Below are 18,074 nucleotides of genomic sequence, written 5' to 3' on the forward strand. Positions count from 1 at the left end.
CGCCACGTTATCGTTCTCTTGGGACGCTATCAACCGTCCCGACGGTAGATTAGGAAGTGAGGCAACCGTGCGACTCGCAACGATGCGGAACGGTACCCGGGACGGCGCCCTGCACCTGGTCGCTGGCGACGGCACGCGTGCGGTGAGTGCGCAAGCCGTCGCGCCGACCCTGCTCGCCGCCCTCGAGGACTGGGAAGCGCTGGCGCCGGGCCTCGAAGAGCTCGGCGCCGAGCTCGAGGCCGGACTGGTGGAGACGGTGCCGTTCGACGAGACCGTCGCGCTCGCGCCGCTGCCGCGCACGTGGCAGTGGCTCGATGCCTCGGCGTTCCTCAACCACGGGGCGCTGCTTTCACGGTCGCTCGGGATGGATCCGATCGTCTCGCCGGTGCCGCTGATGTACCAGGGGATGTCGCACGAGTTCCTCGCGCCCCACGGCACCGCAACCCTGTGGAACCCGAGCGGTGACATGGACTTCGAGGGCGAGTTCGCGGTGATCCTCCGCGACACTCCCGCCGGCATCGACCCCGACACGGCGCTCGAGCACGTCGCACTCGTCACGTTCGTCAACGACTGGTCCCAGCGCGCGATCGTGGTCGAGGAGATAGGACGCCGGTTCGGCTTCATCGAAGGGAAGCCGGCGACGGGCATGGCGCCCATCGCGGCCACACCCGCTGAGCTGGGCGACGCGTGGCAGAACGGCCGGATCGCCGCGAGCCTGACGGTCGGGCTGAACGGCGAGCGATTCGGTGCGGTTCCGGCCGGCGAGATGGACTACACCTTCGGCGAGCTGATCGCGTACGCCGCTCGCACGCGCAACCTGGCAGCGGGCACCGTCATCGGCAGCGGGACGGTGTCGAGCACGCGGTACGCCGAGACCGGTTCCGCGTGCATCGCCGAACGGCGTGGCATCGAGATCATCGAGGAAGGCGCTGCATCGACGCCGTACCTCCGCGAGGGCGATCGCGTGACAATGCAGGTCGACCTCGACGGAGACGTCGTGTTCGGCCGGCTCGATCAGACCGTGGTCCGCCGATGATCGACAAGACGGTTCCGGATGCCGCAACCGCCGTCGCCGGCATCCCCAACGGTGCGACCGTCATGATCGGCGGCTTCGGCCGCGCGGGCGAGCCCGTCGAGCTCATCGACGCGCTCATCGCCTACGGCGCGCAGGACCTGACGATCGTCAACAACAACGCCGGAAGCGGCGACTCGGGCCTGGCCGCCCTCTTGGCTCACGGTCGAGTGCGCAAGGTGATCTGCTCCTTTCCCCGGCAGCACGACTCCTGGGTCTTCGACGGCCTGTATCGCGCCGGCGAGATCGAGCTGGAACTCGTGCCGCAGGGCAACCTCGCCGAGCGCATCCGCGCGGCCGGCGCGGGAATCGGCGCCTTCTATACGCCCACCGGGGTGGGCACGCAACTCGCCGAGGGCAAGGAACAGCGAATCATCGACGGTCGCACGTTCGTGCTGGAGCATCCGATCACGGCCGAGTTCGCCCTCGTCAGCGGCTGGCGCGCCGACCGCTGGGGCAATGTCGTCTACCGCAAGACCGCGCGCAACTTCGGACCGGTCATGGCGACTGCCGCGACGACCACCATCGTGCAGGTCGACGAGGTCGTGCCGGTAGGCGGCTTGGATCCCGAGACGGTGGTGACGCCGGGGATCTTCGTCGACCGGGTCGTGGCAGTGGGGGACCGCGCCTGGCTGCAGGACGGCGTGTTCGCCGGCGGTGTGGACGTCGAGGGTCGCCCGAGCATCGAGGTCGGGCCATGAGCGCCCGCATCACGCGCGAGCAGCTCGCGGCCCGTATCGCGCAGGACATCCCGGAGGGTTCGTACGTGAACCTCGGCATCGGGGCACCCACGCTCGTGGCGAACTTCCTCCCTGACGACCTCGAAATCATCCTCCACACCGAGAACGGGCTGCTGGGCATGGGCCCCGCGCCCGAGGCGGAGCGGATCGATCCCGACCTCATCAACGCGGGCAAGCAGCCGGTCACGGCACTGCCCGGGGCGGCGTACTTCCACCACGCGGATTCGTTCGGGATGATGCGCGGCGGCCATCTCGACGTGTGCGTGCTCGGCGCGTTCCAGGTGTCCGAACGCGGTGACCTCGCCAACTGGTCCACCGGCGCGCCCGGCGCGATCCCCGCCGTCGGTGGCGCGATGGATCTCGCCATCGGCGCGAAGAACGTGTACGTGATGACCGACCTGTGCACCAAGACCGGCGAGTCCAAGCTCGTCGAGGCCTGCACCTACCCGCTGACCGGTGTCGGCTGCGTCACACGGGTGTACACCGATCACGCGGTGTTCGACGTGACGCCCGACGGGTTCGCTGTCCATGAGGCGTTCGGCGACAACACCCTCGAGCTGCTCGCCGAGCTCACCGGATTGAAGCTCAGGGAGAGTCGGCTGTGACGCGGCAGTACAACACGATCCTCGTCGAGACGCGTGACCGGGTCGGCTGGATCACGCTCGATCGGCCGGAGGCTCTGAACGCACTCAACTCCGAGGTCATGCGCGATGTCGTGGCCGCGGCATCCGTCTTCGACACCGACCCGGGCATCGGTGCGATCGTCGTGACCGGATCCGCGCGTGCGTTCGCCGCCGGCGCCGACATCAAGGAGATGGACCAAGCATCCGGCGTCGACATGGCGCTACAGGAGCCGTTTGCCGGCTGGTCGCGGTTCGCGGCGGTCCGCACCCCGGTGATCGCCGCTGTCTCGGGCTACGCCCTCGGCGGCGGATGCGAACTGGCCATGATGTGCGACATCGTGCTCGCAGACCCTGCCGCGAAGTTCGGCCAGCCCGAGATCACCCTCGCGGTGATCCCGGGGATGGGCGGCACGCAGAGACTCGTGCGTGCCGTCGGCTACTACAAGGCCGCCGAACTCGTGCTCTCCGGCCGGATCATCGATGCGCAGGAGGCGGAGCGCATCGGCCTGGTGTCAAGGGTCGTCGCGGCCGGCGACCTGCTGGCCGACGCGGAGCGGACCGCGAACGCGGTGGCTTCGAAATCCCTGCCGGCGCTCTACGCCGCGAAGGCAGCGTTGGACGTCGCCCTGGAATCCTCGCTCGCAGAGGGGTTGCGGTTCGAGTCGAGGGCATTCGGATCGCTCTTCGACACCGCGGACCAGAAGGAGGGGATGGCCGCCTTCCGGGAGAAACGGCCGCCGGCATTCGTGCACCGCTGATCGTGCCGATGACCGGCGGGCGTCAGCTCGCGGCGGTGAGTCCGGCGCGGCGGGGCGCTTTCGGCCCCCGAATGGGCATCGTCCCCACGGCAGGTGGAGCCCGCTGAGGTGGCCGACTTCCGCACTACGCAAGTTGTCGCTGCGGGGACTGAGGAGCTTCCGGGCCTGGGCCATTGACCGGCCGCAAATCGCTTCTCACACGTATGCCGCGGGCAGTTGCTGGAGTGCGGCCGCGTGGCCGAGCGGGTTGCCGTCTTCGATCCAGCGCGCCAACGCAGCGGGGGCGAAAAGATTCTCGGCCGCGAGAAGCGCTGCGCCGGCGACCCCTTCCTTCTGATCGAGGGAGGCGGAACGGATGACGAGTCCGTCCGTCGCAAGCCGCGTGCTTCGCCGCTGGATGACTGCGCTGATGATGTTCAGGAAGTCGTCGCCGGTGCGCAGCACACCGCCGCCGATGACGAGCTGGCCCGGATTGGCGAAGTTCACGAGGTTCGCCGCAACGTCACCGATCACGCTCGCGCGAGCCTCGATGAGCTCTCGCACGAGAGCATCCCCTGCCTGGGCGGCGGCGCCGATGTCGCCGAGAGTGACCTGGTGCCGCTCAGTCAACGCTTGTTCGAGTACAGGGCTTTCGGCTGCACGCCGGGTGGCCTCTGCGAGCAGCGACCATCCACCGGCGACCGCCTCGAGACATCCGACGAGCCCGCAGCGGCAGACCGCGTCCGGCGCATCCGTGATGTGCACGTGCCCGATCTCGCCGGCGCCGCCTCGCTGACCTCGGAGAAGTCGTCCGCGAGAAATGACCGCGGATCCGATACCCGTTCCCAGCTTGATGAAAAGCATGTCATCGGTTCGCGGCCCCGGACCGAACGTCCATTCGCCGATCGCCATGAGGTTGACATCGTTGTCGACCCACACTGGCGCATCGACATGCTCGCGCAGCCAGGCACGCGCACTGAACCCGTCCCATCCGGGCATGATGGGCGGCGAAACGAGGCGGCCCGTCGTCAGATCCACCGGTCCCGGCACGCCGACACCGATGCCCCACGCCCGCAGTCTCGGCTCGCGCGCCGCCAACGCATCGATGTGAGCTTTGACACGCGCCATCGTGGCATCCGGGCCGTTGTCGACCGACCAATCCTCGTGAGAGGTCGAGAGAAGTCGGCCACGAAGGTCCGCGACACCGACGGTGATCTCCGACGCCTCGACCAGCACCCCGAAGACGCGAGCGGCGTCCGCGTTGAACTCGAGCAGACGGGCCTGTCGGCCGCCTTCCGAGGCCGCGAGGCCGCCGTCGCGGAGAAGTCCGAGCCGCGAGGCGTCCTCCACCCGCTGAGTGACGACTTTCCGGGTGAGCCCGCTCACGACGACGAGCCTGGGTCGGGTCACCGCTCGCCCCGAGCGGACGAGGTCCACGACGTGCGCAAGAGGCGCGGCGTCGAGCGATGCCGCGGTGCCCAGCGACGCCCCGCCGAGCGGAGCATCTGCGGAGTCGAGGAACGGTCCCATGCTCATTGACCCAGCATATGACCCTCCGGGCACAAAGCACTGGGCTCGGCATGATCCTGCGTCGAGGCGGCCGGGCGCTGGGAATCACCGACGCGATGATGGCGCATCAGCGATACTTATGTGCCTCAGGGGCAAATCCTGAGAGAGTGGTGTGGCGGTTCTCGACCCGGCCGCTCTCGCGAGTTGGCGACAACGACGTCTCGAAAGGCTCGAAATGACACACCTCTCACCTGAATCTCGGCGCCGCGCACCGCTTCTCGCCGCGCCCCTGACAGCGATCCTGGTCCTCGCAGGCTGCTCCGCAGGCTCCGAGGCGGGGCCCGCGGCCACAGAAGACTCGGCACTGAGCGGATTCACCCTCATGTTCCCCAAGGCCAATGACGACGACGACGCGTACGGCCAGCTGGCTGAGCAGTACTCCAAGGAGACCGGCGTCGAGATCGAGCTGCTCCCGTACCAGGCAGAGAGCTACAACAACCAGCTCACCACTCAGCTCCAGGGCGGCAACGCGGCCGACCTCATGGTGCTCATCCCCGGCGGTGGACAAGCCGTGACCGTCACGACCATCGCGGACGGCGGTTTCCTCGAGCCGCTCGGCGATGCGTCGGCAGCCATCATCCCGGAGGGGCAGGAGGCCCTGTTCGGGATCGACGGCACCATTTACGGCCAGCCCACCGCACTGTCCCCGACCTCGCTGGTGTGGAACGGTCCTGCCGGCGAGGAGGTCGGCATCGACGAGTACCCGGAGAACTTCGACCAGATGCTGGACGGCTGCGCCGCGGCTCGTGACGGCGGCAAGACGGTCATGGTCATGGCGGGCGCCGTCCCGTTCAACACGGGACTCCTCGCGACGATCATCTCGGCGACGCGCGTCTACCAACAGGACCCGGACTGGAACGCGCAGCGGTCCGCAGACGAGGTCACCTTCGCCGAAAGTGGGTGGAGAGAAGTGCTCGATGACATCGTCGAGATGAATGACGCCGGCTGCTTCCAGGACGGCGTGGCCGGCGGAACCTTCGACTCCATCACCCAGGGACTGGGCGGTCAGACAGCCCTGACGGCGCCCGTTCCCGGCTCGGCGGCGGCTCAGATCAACCAGGCCGCCGGCCTCGAACTCGACGTCCGCGCGTTCCCCCCAGCCGACGGCCAGGAGCCGTACGCCGTCGTCTCGGCGAGTTACTCGTGGGCCATCAACGCCGCCGCCGAAGATGCCGCCAAGCGTTCAGCCCAGGCCTTCCTCGATTGGGCCGCGGAGCCCGCTCAGGCCAAGACCTTCGCGGACCTGTCCGGCCTGATCCCGATCTCGGGTGCTGACGCGTCCAACGTCGCGGCGGAGTACGCGCCGATCGCGGAGATGATCGAGTCCGGCTCATACACAGGCTTCCCCGTCGAGACGTGGCCCAACCCCGCTGTCTACGACGCCCTCAGCGTGGGCGTTCAGGGACTGTTGACCGGCCAGAAGACGGTCGATCAGATCCTGGACGAGATGGACGCCGCGTGGGATTCCTGACCTGACATGCAGTAGCGCTCAGCCAGCGCGGCGCATGTCGTCCTGCTGGGGCGCCCGCCTGCTTCGACCCGGGCGGGCGCCCCGCCACCTCATCTCACGCAGCCGAACCTGACGGAATCACAATGAACCCCAACCCCGATCCCATCGTCATCATCGGAGCCGGTCCCGCGGGAATGGCCACCGCGCTCGCCCTCCACAAGGTGGGACAACGGCCGATCCTCCTCGAGCGCTATCGCGAGGCGCGACCCGCCGGAAACATCCTCAACCTCTGGCCCCCGCCCATCAAAGCGCTGCAGGACATGGGCGTCGACACCGTGGACCTCGGCGCGCCGTGCCACACCACCTTCCGTGGCGTGAAGGGCAACATCCGGGCCGACGTCAAGATCCCCCCCGACGTCGTCGATGCCTATGGCGGTGGGTTCATCGGACTCCTGCGGCCCGAGCTGTACCGCCGGATGCTGGCCGCGATGCCGGAGGGAGTTCTCCGCACGGACGTCGAGGTCGTCGGGCTCGAGGACAACGGCGACGGCGTGACGGTCACCCTCGGCGATGACAGCGTGATCGACGCCGGCGTCGTCGTCGGCGCCGACGGAATCGACTCGATGGTCCGCGGTCATCTCTGGGGACCGAGCGAGAAGCGCGAGCACAAGCTGCACATCATCGGTGGATACACGTTCGCAGCGATTCCCGGCGTGGAGCGCAACGAAGTCGTCCTCACGCACGACCGGAGTGTGCAGGGCACATACTCCTCCATCCGCGACGGCGGCCGAGACGGCATCCAATGGTGGGTGCTGGAAGCGTGGGACCCCGCCGCCGAACCGCCCACCGACCTGAGACAGCACGCACTCTCGCTTGCACGGCGCTTCCCCGGTCCGCTGGCGGACCTTGTGCAGTCGACCGAGCCGGGGCACTTTCAGCGCTGGCCGATCCGAGATCGCACGCCTCTCCGTCAGTGGTCGAAAGGACGGATCACTCTGGCTGGCGACGCTGCGCACGCGACGTCCCCCTACGCGGCCTACGGGGCCGGGATGTCGATCGGGGACGGCTACACCCTCGGTCAGGAGCTCGCGGGCATCGACCTCTCCGACACGCCCGCCGTCATCGCGGCCCTGACCCGCTACGACGAGCGACGGATCGCGCACACGACGTCGCAGGTGCAGCAGGCATTCGTGCTGGGCAAGGTGTTCCACCACGCGCCGGCGTTCCTCCGGCCGGTCCGTGACTTCATCCTCGACAAGACGCCGATGCTGCAGAAGCAGGTCGGCGAGAAGAGCCCGGGCGAGATCGTCGCACAGCTCGACGAGATGGGAGCCGGACTTGTCGCGCGTTGAGCCGTGGCCGCCCGTCGACGAAGCGTCGGTGGCTCCCGACGTCATCATCGTCGGAACCGGGCCGGCCGGCGCCGCCTACGCGCGCATCCTGAGCGAGGAGCGCTCGGATCTTCTCATCTTCCAGTTCGACGCGGGGCCCGTGGTGAGCGACCCGCCGGGCGCTCACGTGAAGAACCTGCTGGACGACGAGGTCCGGGCGTCCGCGCAGCGGCGTTCCGAGGGTCCCGCGCCGACGGACCACGCAACGACCGACACGATGGACGGCTACGCATCGGACGCGGCGCGCATCGTGCGGCCCGGCACCTACCTCCTGGACGACGGATACCGGGTCGGTGACCAGGTCGGCCTGCCTGCGCTCGCGTTCTCGACGAACGTCGGCGGAATGGGTGCCCATTGGACATGCGCGTGCCCGCGACCCGGTGAGAGTGAGCGGATCGACTTCCTCCCGGACCTCGACGAACTCCTGGACGAAGCCGAGCGTCTTCTCGGCGTGTCCGCAGATCTCATGGCCGACGCCCCCTTGGCAGGTGAGGTCCGCAAGCGGCTGTCGGAGGGGCTCGATGGACGACGGACCCGAGCCGTCGGACCGATGCCCCTCGCCGTACGGCGCGAAGCGGATGGTCGACTGTGGTGGTCTGGATCGGATGTGGTCTTCGGCGACGTGACACGAGCCAACCCGAATCACCGGCTCTTCCCCGAGACCCTCGTGACGAAGGTGCGGACCGCGGCCGGAGAGGTTCGCGGGGTAGACGTGCGAAGCATGGTGGACGGGTCCAGCGCCAGCATCGACGCGCCGGTCGTCGTCGTCGCCGCGGACGCCTTTCGCACCCCGCAGCTGCTGTGGGCGTCCGGCATCCGGCCCCCGGCGCTAGGACGCTACCTCAACGATCAGCCGCAGGTCGTGCATGCCGTCAAGCTGCGGGATGTTCCGCCTCAGGCGGCGAGCCGCGCCGCGGGGCCCATCGACGAAGTCAGTGGAGTGTCGTGGGTGCCGTTCACAGATGACGAGCCCTTCCACGGCCAGGTGATGCAACTGGATGCCTCGCCCGTGCCGTACGACGGCGACATCCTGCCCGGTGAGGTGGTCGGGCTGGGGTGGTTCTGCGCGAAGGACATCCGTGAGCAGGACCGGGTCGAGTTCGACGATCAGGCACAGGACGGGTTCGGGATGCCTGCCATGAAGGTGCACTACGAGCTCACCGAGGCCGACCGACGCTCGATCGCCGCGGCGACCTCGCAGATGGTCGCGGTGGGCGATCTGCTCGGCGAGGCCGTCTTCGGCGACCCGATCGAATTCGCACCCGGCGCCTCCCTCCACTATCAGGGAACGACCCGCATGGGCGAACACGACGACGGGCGCAGTGTGTGCGACGACACCTGCCGCGTGTGGGGTACCAGGGGTCTCTATGTCGCGGGCAACGGCGTCATCCCGACCCCGATGGCCTGCAATCCCACCTTGACCACCGTCGCTCTGGCGGTTCGCGGTGCCCGAGCGATCGCCCGCTCCGCCGCCCCGACCCAGCCGAACGAAGAAAGGCTCCGAAGTCATGCTTGAAAGAGAGATCATCCAGAACCGCGGCGTGGAGAACGTCGTCGAAGAGGGAGAGATCACCGGCTTCAGATTTCTCATCCGAATGCCCAACTACCGTGGCGCCTACGGTCGCCTGATCGACGGGATCGATGTGCGAGTCGGCGACCGCCATTGGGAGCGAACCATTCCGCTGTGGACCCTGTACGGCACGCAGTACACCCTCGACGAACTCCAGGCTTCGCACCTGGACGTCCATTGGGATCTCGATGAATCCGCGGTCATCACCGTGCCGCAGCCCGGGGGCCTTGCTCCGGGCGTGCACGACCTCGACATCGAGATCGCGATCCATGCCCCCTACATACCGGCGAGATTCCAGCCGTCCCTGTTCCACGCCTCACGGAAGGTCACGGTGGTCGCATGACCGGCGAGAGCACGTTCAAGTACGGAGTATCGCTCTACAGCTACACCGGCGACATGAACACGGTCCTGACACTCGATGACGCGATGGCGGAGATCGCGTCGGTCGGTGCGACGGGCATCGAGATCCTCGGTGAGAGCAACATCCACCGATACCCCTCGCCGCCGGCAACGTGGATCGAGCACTGGTGGGAATCCTTGGAGAGGCACGGTCTGATCCCGACGAATTACTGCTCCTGGGTGGACATCGGACTCTCCCGCGGCCGCGACCTCACGCGTGAGGAAGGAGCCGACATCCTGCGGCGCGACATTCTGCTCGCGTCATCGCTCGGCTTCACGACTATCCGCCCCAAGTTCGGGGTGGTGAGCATGGAACTCGATCCGCACCCGGACTGGGAGCCGATCGTGTCGGCCAACCTCGATCTCGCCGCCGATCGCAACATCGTCATCTGCCCGGAGATCCACGCGCCGACCCCGATCAAACACAAGGTCGTCGACGATTACATCTCATTCATCGAGCGCACCGGCACGGGCCATTTCAAACTCATGATCGACACCGGCATCTTCCAGCGCGAGATCACGACCGCCGTCCAACCTGGCATCAGCGAGGACGGACACAAAGAGGGATGGATGCGTCCGCTCGCCGTCCCGATGAGCGACCTGGTCGATGTACTGCCTTACGTGGGATTCATCCAGGCCAAGTTCTTCGAAATCGACGAGCACCTCATGGATGCGCAAGTGCCCTGGAACGAGATCATCCAGACGCTTGTGACCCACGACTACGACGGATGGCTTTCCAGCGAGTACGAAGGAGATCGCGTCGCCTACCGCGGGCAGGAGCAGGTCCGGCGTCATCACGCTCTGATGCGTTCGATCGAACGCGACCTCCGCTCCGCCTGACGTCCACGCGCGGCGGTCGGCTCGATGGAAGCGGTCGCGCGGCCGCCGTTGAGCCGCGTCTAGGTCGTCTCGCGCACCACGAGGCAGGCGTCGGTCTCGGGGCCGGCGAGCGGAGGCGCTGAGCCGGTGGCTGCGCTGAGGGCGAGCTCGGCGAGGAACCGACCGAGACCTGCGTTGTCGACACGCACCGTGGACAGTGCGGGTACGAGGAGGCGCGCCAGCGGTGTGTCATCGTGACCGACGATCGCCAGCTGTCGAGGAACGGCGATGCCCGACCGGAGGGCGGCGCCCAGAATGATCCCCGCGATGTCGTCGTTGTATCCGACCACGCCATCGACGCCCCGGTCCATCCAGCCGCGCAGTTCGTCCGCCGCCGTCTGCTCGGTGATCGCGGCCTCGTCCACGAACCCCGAGCCGGTCCGTGCCCACAGCGTCTGTCGTGCGAGTTCGCGTCGCTGGGCGACGAGGTCCGCGACCCGCAGATCGGCCGAACCTGCGAATGCCAGCCGTCGACGCCCACGCTCGAGCAGGTGCTCCACCTGCAGTCGGGGACCGTCCGTGAACCCGAGAGTCGCGATGGTGCCCTCGTCACCTGCCGCCACAGGCGGGATGATCTGCTGAACACCGCTTCCACGGATCTCGGCGAGTTGCTCCGGTGTGAACGGCGTCATGGCCATGACGACGTCCGGGCGGAGCGTCTCCCACAGTGGCCGGGCCTGACCCCCTGGGTGCGGAGTCATCGTGACCAGCGAGTAGCCTGCCTCGTCCAGTGCGAGCGATGCCTCGTCGAGATGGGTCCGCATGCTGTAGTCGAGTGGCCAGTCCGGCAGGACGAGCAGGATGATCCGGGTCTTTCCGCTCGCCAGCGCCTGTGCAGCGCTGTTGGCGCGATAGCCGAGTCGCTTGGCCTCCGCCAGCACGCGGTCGCGGGTCGCAGCGGGAATGGTCTGGCCGGGAGTGTCATTGAGCACGAACCCGACGGTCGCCCGCGACAGGCCCAGCGACCGGGCGACATCGGCCGCCGTGACTCGCTTCGTCGATGGTCCTGCCATCATGGTCTCCTCTAGGACTTGCGCGCGCTAGTGGATACACCGTAGCATCCGTACCTAATCACTAGCACGCGCTAGCAATCAACCCCGACAATGGAGTCCTCCCGATGACCCCGAGCAACGACGAGCCGCTCATCACCCCGCTTCCCGCGACGATCCCCGCGCCGACGGCGAACGCCGTGGAACTGGACGAGGCGGCGCACCCCGCTCCGGAACTGCCCAAGGTGGGCGCTCGCTACATCTGGTTCATGGTGCTGGCGCAGTTCGGCGTCTTCATGGCCTTCATCACCCCTCTGGCGATCTCGCTCACGATCCGGGTCAACGCACTGGCCCCGGGCCATCCCGAATACCTCGGTTACATCACCGGCGCGGGCGCGCTCTTCGTGATGCTCACGTCGCCCTTCATGGGCATCTGGAGCGACCGCACCCGCACCCGCATCGGGCGCCGCCGCCCGTTCATGATCGGCGGGATGCTCGTGGGCGTGCTCTCCCTCGTGGTGATGGCACTGGCTCCCAACGTCTTCATCGTGGGCCTCGGCTGGATCCTCGCGCAGTGGGGCTGGGGCACCACGCTCAGCAACCTGCAGATCTCCACCGCAGATCGGCTGCCCGAGTCGCAGCGCGGCAAGGTCGCCGGCCTCACGAGCTTCGCCACACAGATCGCCCCGGTGTTCGGCGTCGTCCTCGCGCAGTTCTTCACGGGTGACCCGCTGCTGCTCTTCCTGGTCCCCGGAGCCGTGGGCGTGCTCTTCGTCGTGCTGTTCGTCGCCCTTGTGCACGAGGACGACAGCCGGGCACTCCCGAAGGACCCCATCACCGTCCTCCAGCTGCTGTCGAAGTACGTCTACAACCCCCGCAAGCACCCCGACTTCTCGTGGAACTGGCTCGGACGATTCCTCTTCTACACCGGCATCACGCTGAACACGACGTACACGGCGTTCTTCTTCGCAGACCGCCTCGGCATCACGGTGGAGTCCGTCGCGGGCATCATCGCGGCACTCAGCCTCGGCGGCATTCTCGCCGTGACGCTGGGCGCGATCGGTGGGGGATTCCTGTCGGACCGCCTCAAGCGCCGCCGGCTGTTCGTGCTCTTCGGCGGTCTGATCATGGCAGTCGGCATGCTGCTGCAGGCGTTCGCCCCCGACATCACCCTCCTGATCGCCGGTTCGCTGATCACCTCGGTCGGGCTCGGACTGTTCGCCGCGGTCGACCAGGCTCTGCTGCTGGACGTGCTGCCCGAGCGCGAGACCGATGCCGGGCGCTTCATGGGCATCACGGGATTCGCCACGTCCATCCCGCAGTCCATCGGCCCGCTGTTCGCGTCCGGAATCCTCCTCGTCGGCGTCACCGGAGACGAGCGCAACTACACCCTGCTGTTCATCGTCGCCGCGGTCGCGGTCGTCCTCGCCGGCGCCGTCGTCCTCCGTATCCGCTCCGTCCGCTGACCCGCTCACCCCAGAAAGCCTCACCGCAGATGTCTCTCACCGTCACGCCTGTCCGCTTCGAGCACCACCGCCATGCCCTCGGTATCGGCGACGCCCGGCCTCGCCTGTCGTGGATCACGACGGATGCCCCGGACGGGTGGTCGCAGGCCGCCTATGAGGTTGAGCAACGCGACGGTGCGAGCATCCGCGTCGAGAGCGGCGAGTCGGTGCTCGTGCCGTGGCCGTTCGACGCACTGCGGTCGCGGGAACGGCGGGAGATCCGTGTTCGGGTGGATGGGCACGACGGGTCGACCGGTGCGTGGAGCGAGTGGGCCGCCGTCGAGGCCGGCCTGTTGGAGGCATCTGACTGGTCTGCGCAGATGGTCGGCCCGGCGGACTCGGCGGTCGCCTCGCCGCTCGTGCGCGGATCCTTCGAGGCTGGACAGGGCGATGTGGTGAGGGCGCGCGTCTATGCGACCGGCTACGGCTTGTTCCAGCTGGAGCTCAACGGGCAGCGGGTCGGTGACGACGAGCTCGCCCCCGGGTGGACCGCCTACGAGTCCCGACTGCGCTACACCACCTACGACGTCACCGATCAGGTCAACGCCGGGGAGAACGTCATCGGAGCGTGGCTGGGGGACGGCTGGTGGCGCGGCCACCTCGGCTGGGGCGCCAAGAAGGCGCTCTACGGCTCGGAGGTGGGCGTGCTCGTCCAGCTGGAGGTCGACTACGCCGACGGCGCCCGCCAGACCGTCGCGAGCGGTCCGGACTGGATGGCCGGGACCGGTCCGATCCGGTCCGCCGACCTGTACGACGGCGAGGAGTACGACGCCCGCGATTTCGACCCGGCATGGTCGACGATCGACGCGCAGCCAGGCGGCTGGACCCCCGTCGCGCTGCGAGAGCTGGGAGAGGTGGAGCTGGTCGCACCGGACGGTCCGCCGGTGCGGGTCGTCGAGACGCGGGCGGTGCAGACGGTGCTGACGTCCCCGTCGGGCGGCACGATCCTCGACTTCGGGCAGAACCTGGTCGGCCGGCTGCGGATCACGGTCTCCGGCGACGCCGGCACAACGATCAGGCTGCGACATGCCGAGGTCCTCGAGCACGGCGAGCTCGCGGTCGAACCCCTGCGCGGTGCGAAAGCCACCGACACCTACACGCTCGCCGGAACAGGCGAGGAGACGTGGGCGCCCCGGTTCACCTTCCACGGCTTCCGATACGCCGAGGTCACCGGATGGCCCGGCGAGTTCGACCCCGCGGCGGTGACGGCGGAGGTGATGCACTCCGACATGCACCGCACCGGATGGTTCGAAGCGGACAACCCGCTGGTGGACCGGCTGCATGAGAACGTGGTGTGGGGGATGAAGGGCAACTTCGTCGACATCCCCACCGACTGCCCGCAGCGCGACGAGCGGCTCGGCTGGACCGGCGACCTGCAGGTGTTCGCCCCCACCGCGACCTATCTCTACGACTCCGCCGGGTTCCTCGTCTCGTGGCTGAAGGACCTCGCCGCGGAGCAGAGGAAGTACGGCGGCACGCCGATGGTGGTTCCCGCGGTCGTCACCGGCTACACCGGTCCGACAGCCGGGTGGGCGGATGCCGCCACCGTCGTGCCCTGGACCATCTACCAGGCGTACGGGGACCTCGGCGTCCTGGAGTCGCAGTTCGACAGCATGGCCGCCTGGGTCGACGAGGTGACCGCCGCCGCGGGCACCGACCGGGTGTGGAGCGCCGGGTTCCAGTTCGGCGACTGGCTGGACCCGACCGCACCGGCCAACCGCCCCGAGCAGGCCCAGACCTACCCCGAGATCGTCGCCACCGCGTACTTCGCACGCTCCTCCCGCATCGTGGCAGATGCCGCCGCACTCCTCGGCCGCACGGCGGAAGCGGAGAAGTACAGTGCCCTCGCGGACGAGGTCAAGGCGGCCTTCCATCGCGAGTACGTCTCCGGGTCGGGGCGACTGCTGTCCGACTCGGCCACCGCCTACGCCCTCGCGCTGACCTTCGAGCTCATCGATGACGCCGACCAGCGGCAGCGCGCCGCCGACCGGCTCGCGGAGATCGTGGCGGGCAACGGCTACAAGATCTCCACCGGCTTCATCGGCACGCCGATCATCACCGACGCGCTCAGCGCGAACGGTCATGGCGACGTCGCCTATCGCTTGCTGCTGCAGACGGATGCCCCATCCTGGCTGTACACCGTCGAACAAGGTGCCACCACAATCTGGGAGCGGTGGGACTCGCTGCTGCCCGACGGAACCGTCAACCCCAGCGGCATGACCTCCTTCAACCACTACGCCTTCGGCGCGGTCGCGGACTGGATGCACCGCGTCGTCGCGGGCCTGGCCGCAGCAGCACCCGGGTACCGACGCCTGCGGGTGGCGCCGCAGCCTCCCCGGCGTGGGCTCACCTCTGCTTCCACGACGCTCACGACCCCGTACGGCACGGCGGCGGCGGGGTGGGCGCTCGACGACGGTCAGGTGCGCGTCTTCGCGACCGTACCGGTCGGCGTCACGGCCGACGTCGTGCTCCCCTCCGGCCGCAGGCTGGAGGTCTCCGCGGGAGTGCACGAGTGGACTGAGCCGTTCGACGTCGAGCAGGAAGGCGCCCGCGTCTTCACGGTCGACTCGCGGATGGCCGACATCGCGGACCACAAGCCGGCACTCGAGGTGCTGACCGGCGTGATCGCCAAGTGGGTGCCCGGCGCGGCTGAGCACATGTCGGGCGGGCTGCGCGGCCAGGACGAGGTCACGCCGCGCCAGATCACCGGCATGCTCCCCGACCCCGCCGGCGTGCTCGCCGACCTCGAACGAGGTTTCGCGGCGCTGAACGCCGGGGAAGACATCCCGGCCGACATCTACACGCTCCCCGAGTCGACGCCGGACGAGGGTGACCTGCAGGAGAAGGCCGCGCTGCTGTCCGGCCGCGACTTCTGGTCCACCCGCGACAGCGCGGGGGTGGCGTCGATGGTGATGGTCGACGGCCCGCACGGTGTGCGCCGCCAGGACAGCAACGCTGACAATCTCGGGATGTACGCCTCGCTGCCCGCCACCTGCTTCCCGCCAGGAGTGGCGATCGGGTCCACCTGGGACCCCGCGCTGGTGCGCGAGGTCGGGGTCGCGCTCGGAGAAGAGGCGCGCGCGTTGAGCGTGAACATGATCCTGGGGCCGGCGATCAACATCAAACGGTCCCCGCTGGGCGGACGTACTTTCGAGTACCTCTCCGAGGACCCGCTGCTGACCGGCGTCCTGGCGACCGAGTACGTCCGCGGCGTGCAGTCCACTGGGGTCGGGACGTCGGTGAAGCACTTCGCCGCGAACAACCAGGAGACCGACCGCATGCGCGTCAGCGCCGAGGTCGATCCCCGCGCGCTGCGGGAGATCTACTTGCCCGCGTTCGAGCGGGTCGTCAAGGAGGCGGCACCCACGTCGGTCATGAGCGCCTACAACGCCATCAACGGCGTGTTCGCGTCGGAGAACCGCTGGCTGCTCACCGAGCTGCTGCGCGACGAGTGGGGTTTCGACGGCCTCGTGGTCTCCGACTGGGGTGCGATCAAGGATCGCGTCGAGGCGCTGCGCGCGGGGCTCGACCTCGAGATGCCCGGCACGGGCGACGAGGGCACCGACGCGATCCTTCGGGCGGTCCGGGACGGCCGCCTCGACCGTGCCGTCGTGGAGCAGGCCGCCACGCGAGTCGCGGCACTGGTAGACCGCACCCGCCTCACCGAGAAGCCGGCGACGTTCGACGAGGACGCGCACCACGCGCTCGCCCGCCGCGCGGCCGCCGCCGCCATCGTGCTGCTGCGCAACGAGAACCAGACCCTGCCCCTGCGGCCGGGGCAGACGGTCGCCGTTCTCGGCGCGCTCGCCGCCGAGCCGCAGTACCAGGGTGGCGGAAGTTCCCACGTCAACCCGACCCGCCTCGACATCCCGCTCGATGAGCTGCGCGTCGCGTTGGGGGCGGACAACGTGTCGTACGCGCCCGGCTACGCCGATGAGGGTGACCCGATCCAGCTGCGCTGGGACGCCGCCCAGGTCGCCGCGGCGGCCGACGTCGCCGTCGTATTCGTCGGCCTGTACGAGAAGGACCAGTCCGAGGGCTTCGACCGCACCAGCATCGACCTCCCCGCTGAGCACATCGCACTCATCGAAGCAGTGGCCGGCCGCGCAGGCCGCACCGTGGTCGTTCTCTCGAACGGCGGCGTCGTCGCGCTGGAGCCGTGGCACGACTCCGTCGACGCCATCGTCGAAGGGTGGGCGCTCGGACAGGCCGTCGGCGGGGCGCTCGCCGATGTGCTCACCGGGGCGGTGAACCCGTCCGGACGGCTCGCCGAGTCCATCCCGCACCGCCTGCAGGACACCCCCTCGTTCTTGAACTTCCCCGGAGAGCAGGAGATCGTGCGGTACGGCGAAGGCGTCTTCGTGGGCTACCGGTACTACGCGACCGCCGAGCAGCCGGTGCGATACCCGTTCGGCCACGGACTGTCCTACACGACCTTCTCCCACGAAGAGCTCGAGGTCGTCGCCACCGGTGCAGACAGTGCAACGGTGCGGCTCACCGTTCGCAATACCGGCCCCATCGCGGGTGCTGACGTCGTCCAGGTCTATGTCACCCCGGCGCCGTCGCCGGTGCGTCGACCGGTTCGTGAACTCGCCGCATTCGAGAAGGTGCATCTCGAGCAGGGCGAGGCGCGCACGCTGGAACTGACCCTGGACCGCCGGGCGTTCGCGTACTGGGACACGGTCAAGGACTGCTGGCGTGTGCAGCAGGGTGCCTACGAGGTCGCGATCGGCCGTTCCTCCGCCGATATCGTCGCCTCCGTCGCGATCGACCTGGAAGGCGACACCGATCGACCGGAGCCGCTGAGCTTGGACTCGACCGTCGGCGAATGGTTCGGCCACCCGACCGTCGGGCCGGCGCTGATGCAGGCGATGATGGCGAATGCGACCCCTGAGCAGCTGGCCGCAGCCGAGGACAACGGCAACATGCTGAGGATGGTCGAGTCCATGCCGATGGGGCAGTTCGCCCGCTTCCCCGGGGTGGAGATTCCCGACGACGCGCTCGACAGACTCGTCTCGCTCAGCCACACCCGCTGAGGGGCCCCGCATGGTCGCGCCGCCGGGACCCGGCGGCGCCTCGGTGCAGGCGCCGACGTATACGCCACCGACATCAACCAGGCCGAACGCCACCACGCCACGGGCCTGAACAGT

General features: G+C 68.5%; 13 protein-coding genes. 11 read left to right on the forward strand and 2 right to left on the reverse strand.

Translation table 11 applies throughout. From position 1 onward, the window contains the following. Nucleotides 1–82: 82 nt before the first annotated feature. Genes ACWGUG_RS04460 through ACWGUG_RS04475 form a run of 4 tightly spaced genes read left to right on the forward strand, consistent with a single transcriptional unit; the run spans nt 83 to nt 3,193 of the window. Nucleotides 83–1,036, forward strand: a complete 954-nt coding sequence (locus ACWGUG_RS04460) for a fumarylacetoacetate hydrolase family protein (RefSeq protein WP_452323944.1) — start codon at nt 83–85, stop codon at nt 1,034–1,036. After that, nucleotides 1,033–1,773, forward strand: coding sequence for a 3-oxoacid CoA-transferase subunit A (locus ACWGUG_RS04465; RefSeq protein WP_336393729.1), 741 nt, complete (start codon nt 1,033–1,035; stop codon nt 1,771–1,773). Before ACWGUG_RS04460 ends, ACWGUG_RS04465 begins: the two co-directional genes overlap by 4 nt. Beyond that, entirely contained in the window at nt 1,770–2,417 is a 648-nt protein-coding gene (locus tag ACWGUG_RS04470) for a 3-oxoacid CoA-transferase subunit B (protein ID WP_336393728.1), read from the forward strand. The genes ACWGUG_RS04465 and ACWGUG_RS04470 overlap by 4 nt, the downstream gene beginning before the upstream one ends. Next, nucleotides 2,414–3,193 carry an enoyl-CoA hydratase-related protein gene (locus tag ACWGUG_RS04475; RefSeq protein WP_336393727.1) on the forward strand — a complete coding sequence of 260 codons (780 nt, stop codon included), beginning with the start codon at nt 2,414–2,416 and terminating at the stop codon, nt 3,191–3,193. Before ACWGUG_RS04470 ends, ACWGUG_RS04475 begins: the two co-directional genes overlap by 4 nt. A 195-nt stretch (nt 3,194–3,388) precedes the next feature. On the opposite strand, the gene ACWGUG_RS04480 is transcribed toward ACWGUG_RS04475, so the two are convergent. Beyond that, nucleotides 3,389–4,408, reverse strand: a complete 1,020-nt coding sequence (locus ACWGUG_RS04480) for an ROK family protein (protein ID WP_452323945.1) — start codon at nt 4,406–4,408, stop codon at nt 3,389–3,391. A 655-nt stretch (nt 4,409–5,063) separates the two neighbouring features. On the opposite strand from ACWGUG_RS04480, the gene ACWGUG_RS04485 reads away from it, so the two are divergent. The 5 genes from ACWGUG_RS04485 (at nt 5,064) to ACWGUG_RS04505 (ending at nt 10,391) form a co-directional block, all read left to right on the forward strand. Further along, entirely contained in the window at nt 5,064–6,212 is a 1,149-nt protein-coding gene (locus tag ACWGUG_RS04485) for an ABC transporter substrate-binding protein (protein WP_452323946.1), read from the forward strand. Nucleotides 6,213–6,334: 122 nt separating this feature from the next. Continuing rightward, the gene (locus ACWGUG_RS04490; RefSeq protein ID WP_452323947.1) at nt 6,335–7,543 is read left to right on the forward strand and encodes an FAD-dependent oxidoreductase; all 1,209 of its coding nucleotides are present in this window, start codon (nt 6,335–6,337) and stop codon (nt 7,541–7,543) included. Then, entirely contained in the window at nt 7,530–9,098 is a 1,569-nt protein-coding gene (locus ACWGUG_RS04495) for a GMC family oxidoreductase (protein WP_452323948.1), read from the forward strand. Before ACWGUG_RS04490 ends, ACWGUG_RS04495 begins: the two co-directional genes overlap by 14 nt. 25 nt (nt 9,099–9,123) lie before the next feature. Then, entirely contained in the window at nt 9,124–9,495 is a 372-nt protein-coding gene (locus ACWGUG_RS04500; RefSeq protein ID WP_452323949.1) for a C-glycoside deglycosidase beta subunit domain-containing protein, read from the forward strand. Continuing rightward, the gene (locus tag ACWGUG_RS04505) at nt 9,492–10,391 is read left to right on the forward strand and encodes a sugar phosphate isomerase/epimerase family protein (protein ID WP_452323950.1); all 900 of its coding nucleotides are present in this window, start codon (nt 9,492–9,494) and stop codon (nt 10,389–10,391) included. The genes ACWGUG_RS04500 and ACWGUG_RS04505 overlap by 4 nt, the downstream gene beginning before the upstream one ends. 59 nt (nt 10,392–10,450) lie before the next feature. On the opposite strand, the gene ACWGUG_RS04510 is transcribed toward ACWGUG_RS04505, so the two are convergent. Further along, on the reverse strand, nt 10,451–11,443 hold the full coding sequence (locus ACWGUG_RS04510; RefSeq protein ID WP_452323951.1) for a LacI family DNA-binding transcriptional regulator: 993 nt from the start codon (nt 11,441–11,443) through the stop codon (nt 10,451–10,453). A 104-nt stretch (nt 11,444–11,547) separates the two neighbouring features. On the opposite strand from ACWGUG_RS04510, the gene ACWGUG_RS04515 reads away from it, so the two are divergent. Both ACWGUG_RS04515 and ACWGUG_RS04520 read left to right on the forward strand, forming a co-directional pair. Then, on the forward strand, nt 11,548–12,885 hold the full coding sequence (locus ACWGUG_RS04515) for an MFS transporter (RefSeq protein ID WP_452323952.1): 1,338 nt from the start codon (nt 11,548–11,550) through the stop codon (nt 12,883–12,885). Nucleotides 12,886–12,914: 29 nt separating this feature from the next. Further along, nucleotides 12,915–17,960 carry a family 78 glycoside hydrolase catalytic domain gene (locus ACWGUG_RS04520; protein WP_452323953.1) on the forward strand — a complete coding sequence of 1,682 codons (5,046 nt, stop codon included), beginning with the start codon at nt 12,915–12,917 and terminating at the stop codon, nt 17,958–17,960. Nucleotides 17,961–18,074 lie beyond the last annotated feature (114 nt).

It is taken from the genome of Microbacterium sp. NPDC055455, assembly GCF_053619935.1.

Coding starts and splice junctions, on each gene's coding strand:
- ACWGUG_RS04460 (WP_452323944.1), top strand. CDS start 83: ATGCGGAACGGTACCCGGGACGGCGCCCTGCACCTGGTCGCTGGCGAC.
- ACWGUG_RS04465 (WP_336393729.1), top strand. CDS start 1,033: ATGATCGACAAGACGGTTCCGGATGCCGCAACCGCCGTCGCCGGCATC.
- ACWGUG_RS04470 (WP_336393728.1), top strand. CDS start 1,770: ATGAGCGCCCGCATCACGCGCGAGCAGCTCGCGGCCCGTATCGCGCAG.
- ACWGUG_RS04485 (WP_452323946.1), top strand. CDS start 5,064: ATGTTCCCCAAGGCCAATGACGACGACGACGCGTACGGCCAGCTGGCT.
- ACWGUG_RS04490 (WP_452323947.1), top strand. CDS start 6,335: ATGAACCCCAACCCCGATCCCATCGTCATCATCGGAGCCGGTCCCGCG.
- ACWGUG_RS04505 (WP_452323950.1), top strand. CDS start 9,492: ATGACCGGCGAGAGCACGTTCAAGTACGGAGTATCGCTCTACAGCTAC.
- ACWGUG_RS04510 (WP_452323951.1), bottom strand. CDS start 11,443: ATGGCAGGACCATCGACGAAGCGAGTCACGGCGGCCGATGTCGCCCGG.
- ACWGUG_RS04515 (WP_452323952.1), top strand. CDS start 11,548: ATGACCCCGAGCAACGACGAGCCGCTCATCACCCCGCTTCCCGCGACG.
- ACWGUG_RS04520 (WP_452323953.1), top strand. CDS start 12,915: ATGTCTCTCACCGTCACGCCTGTCCGCTTCGAGCACCACCGCCATGCC.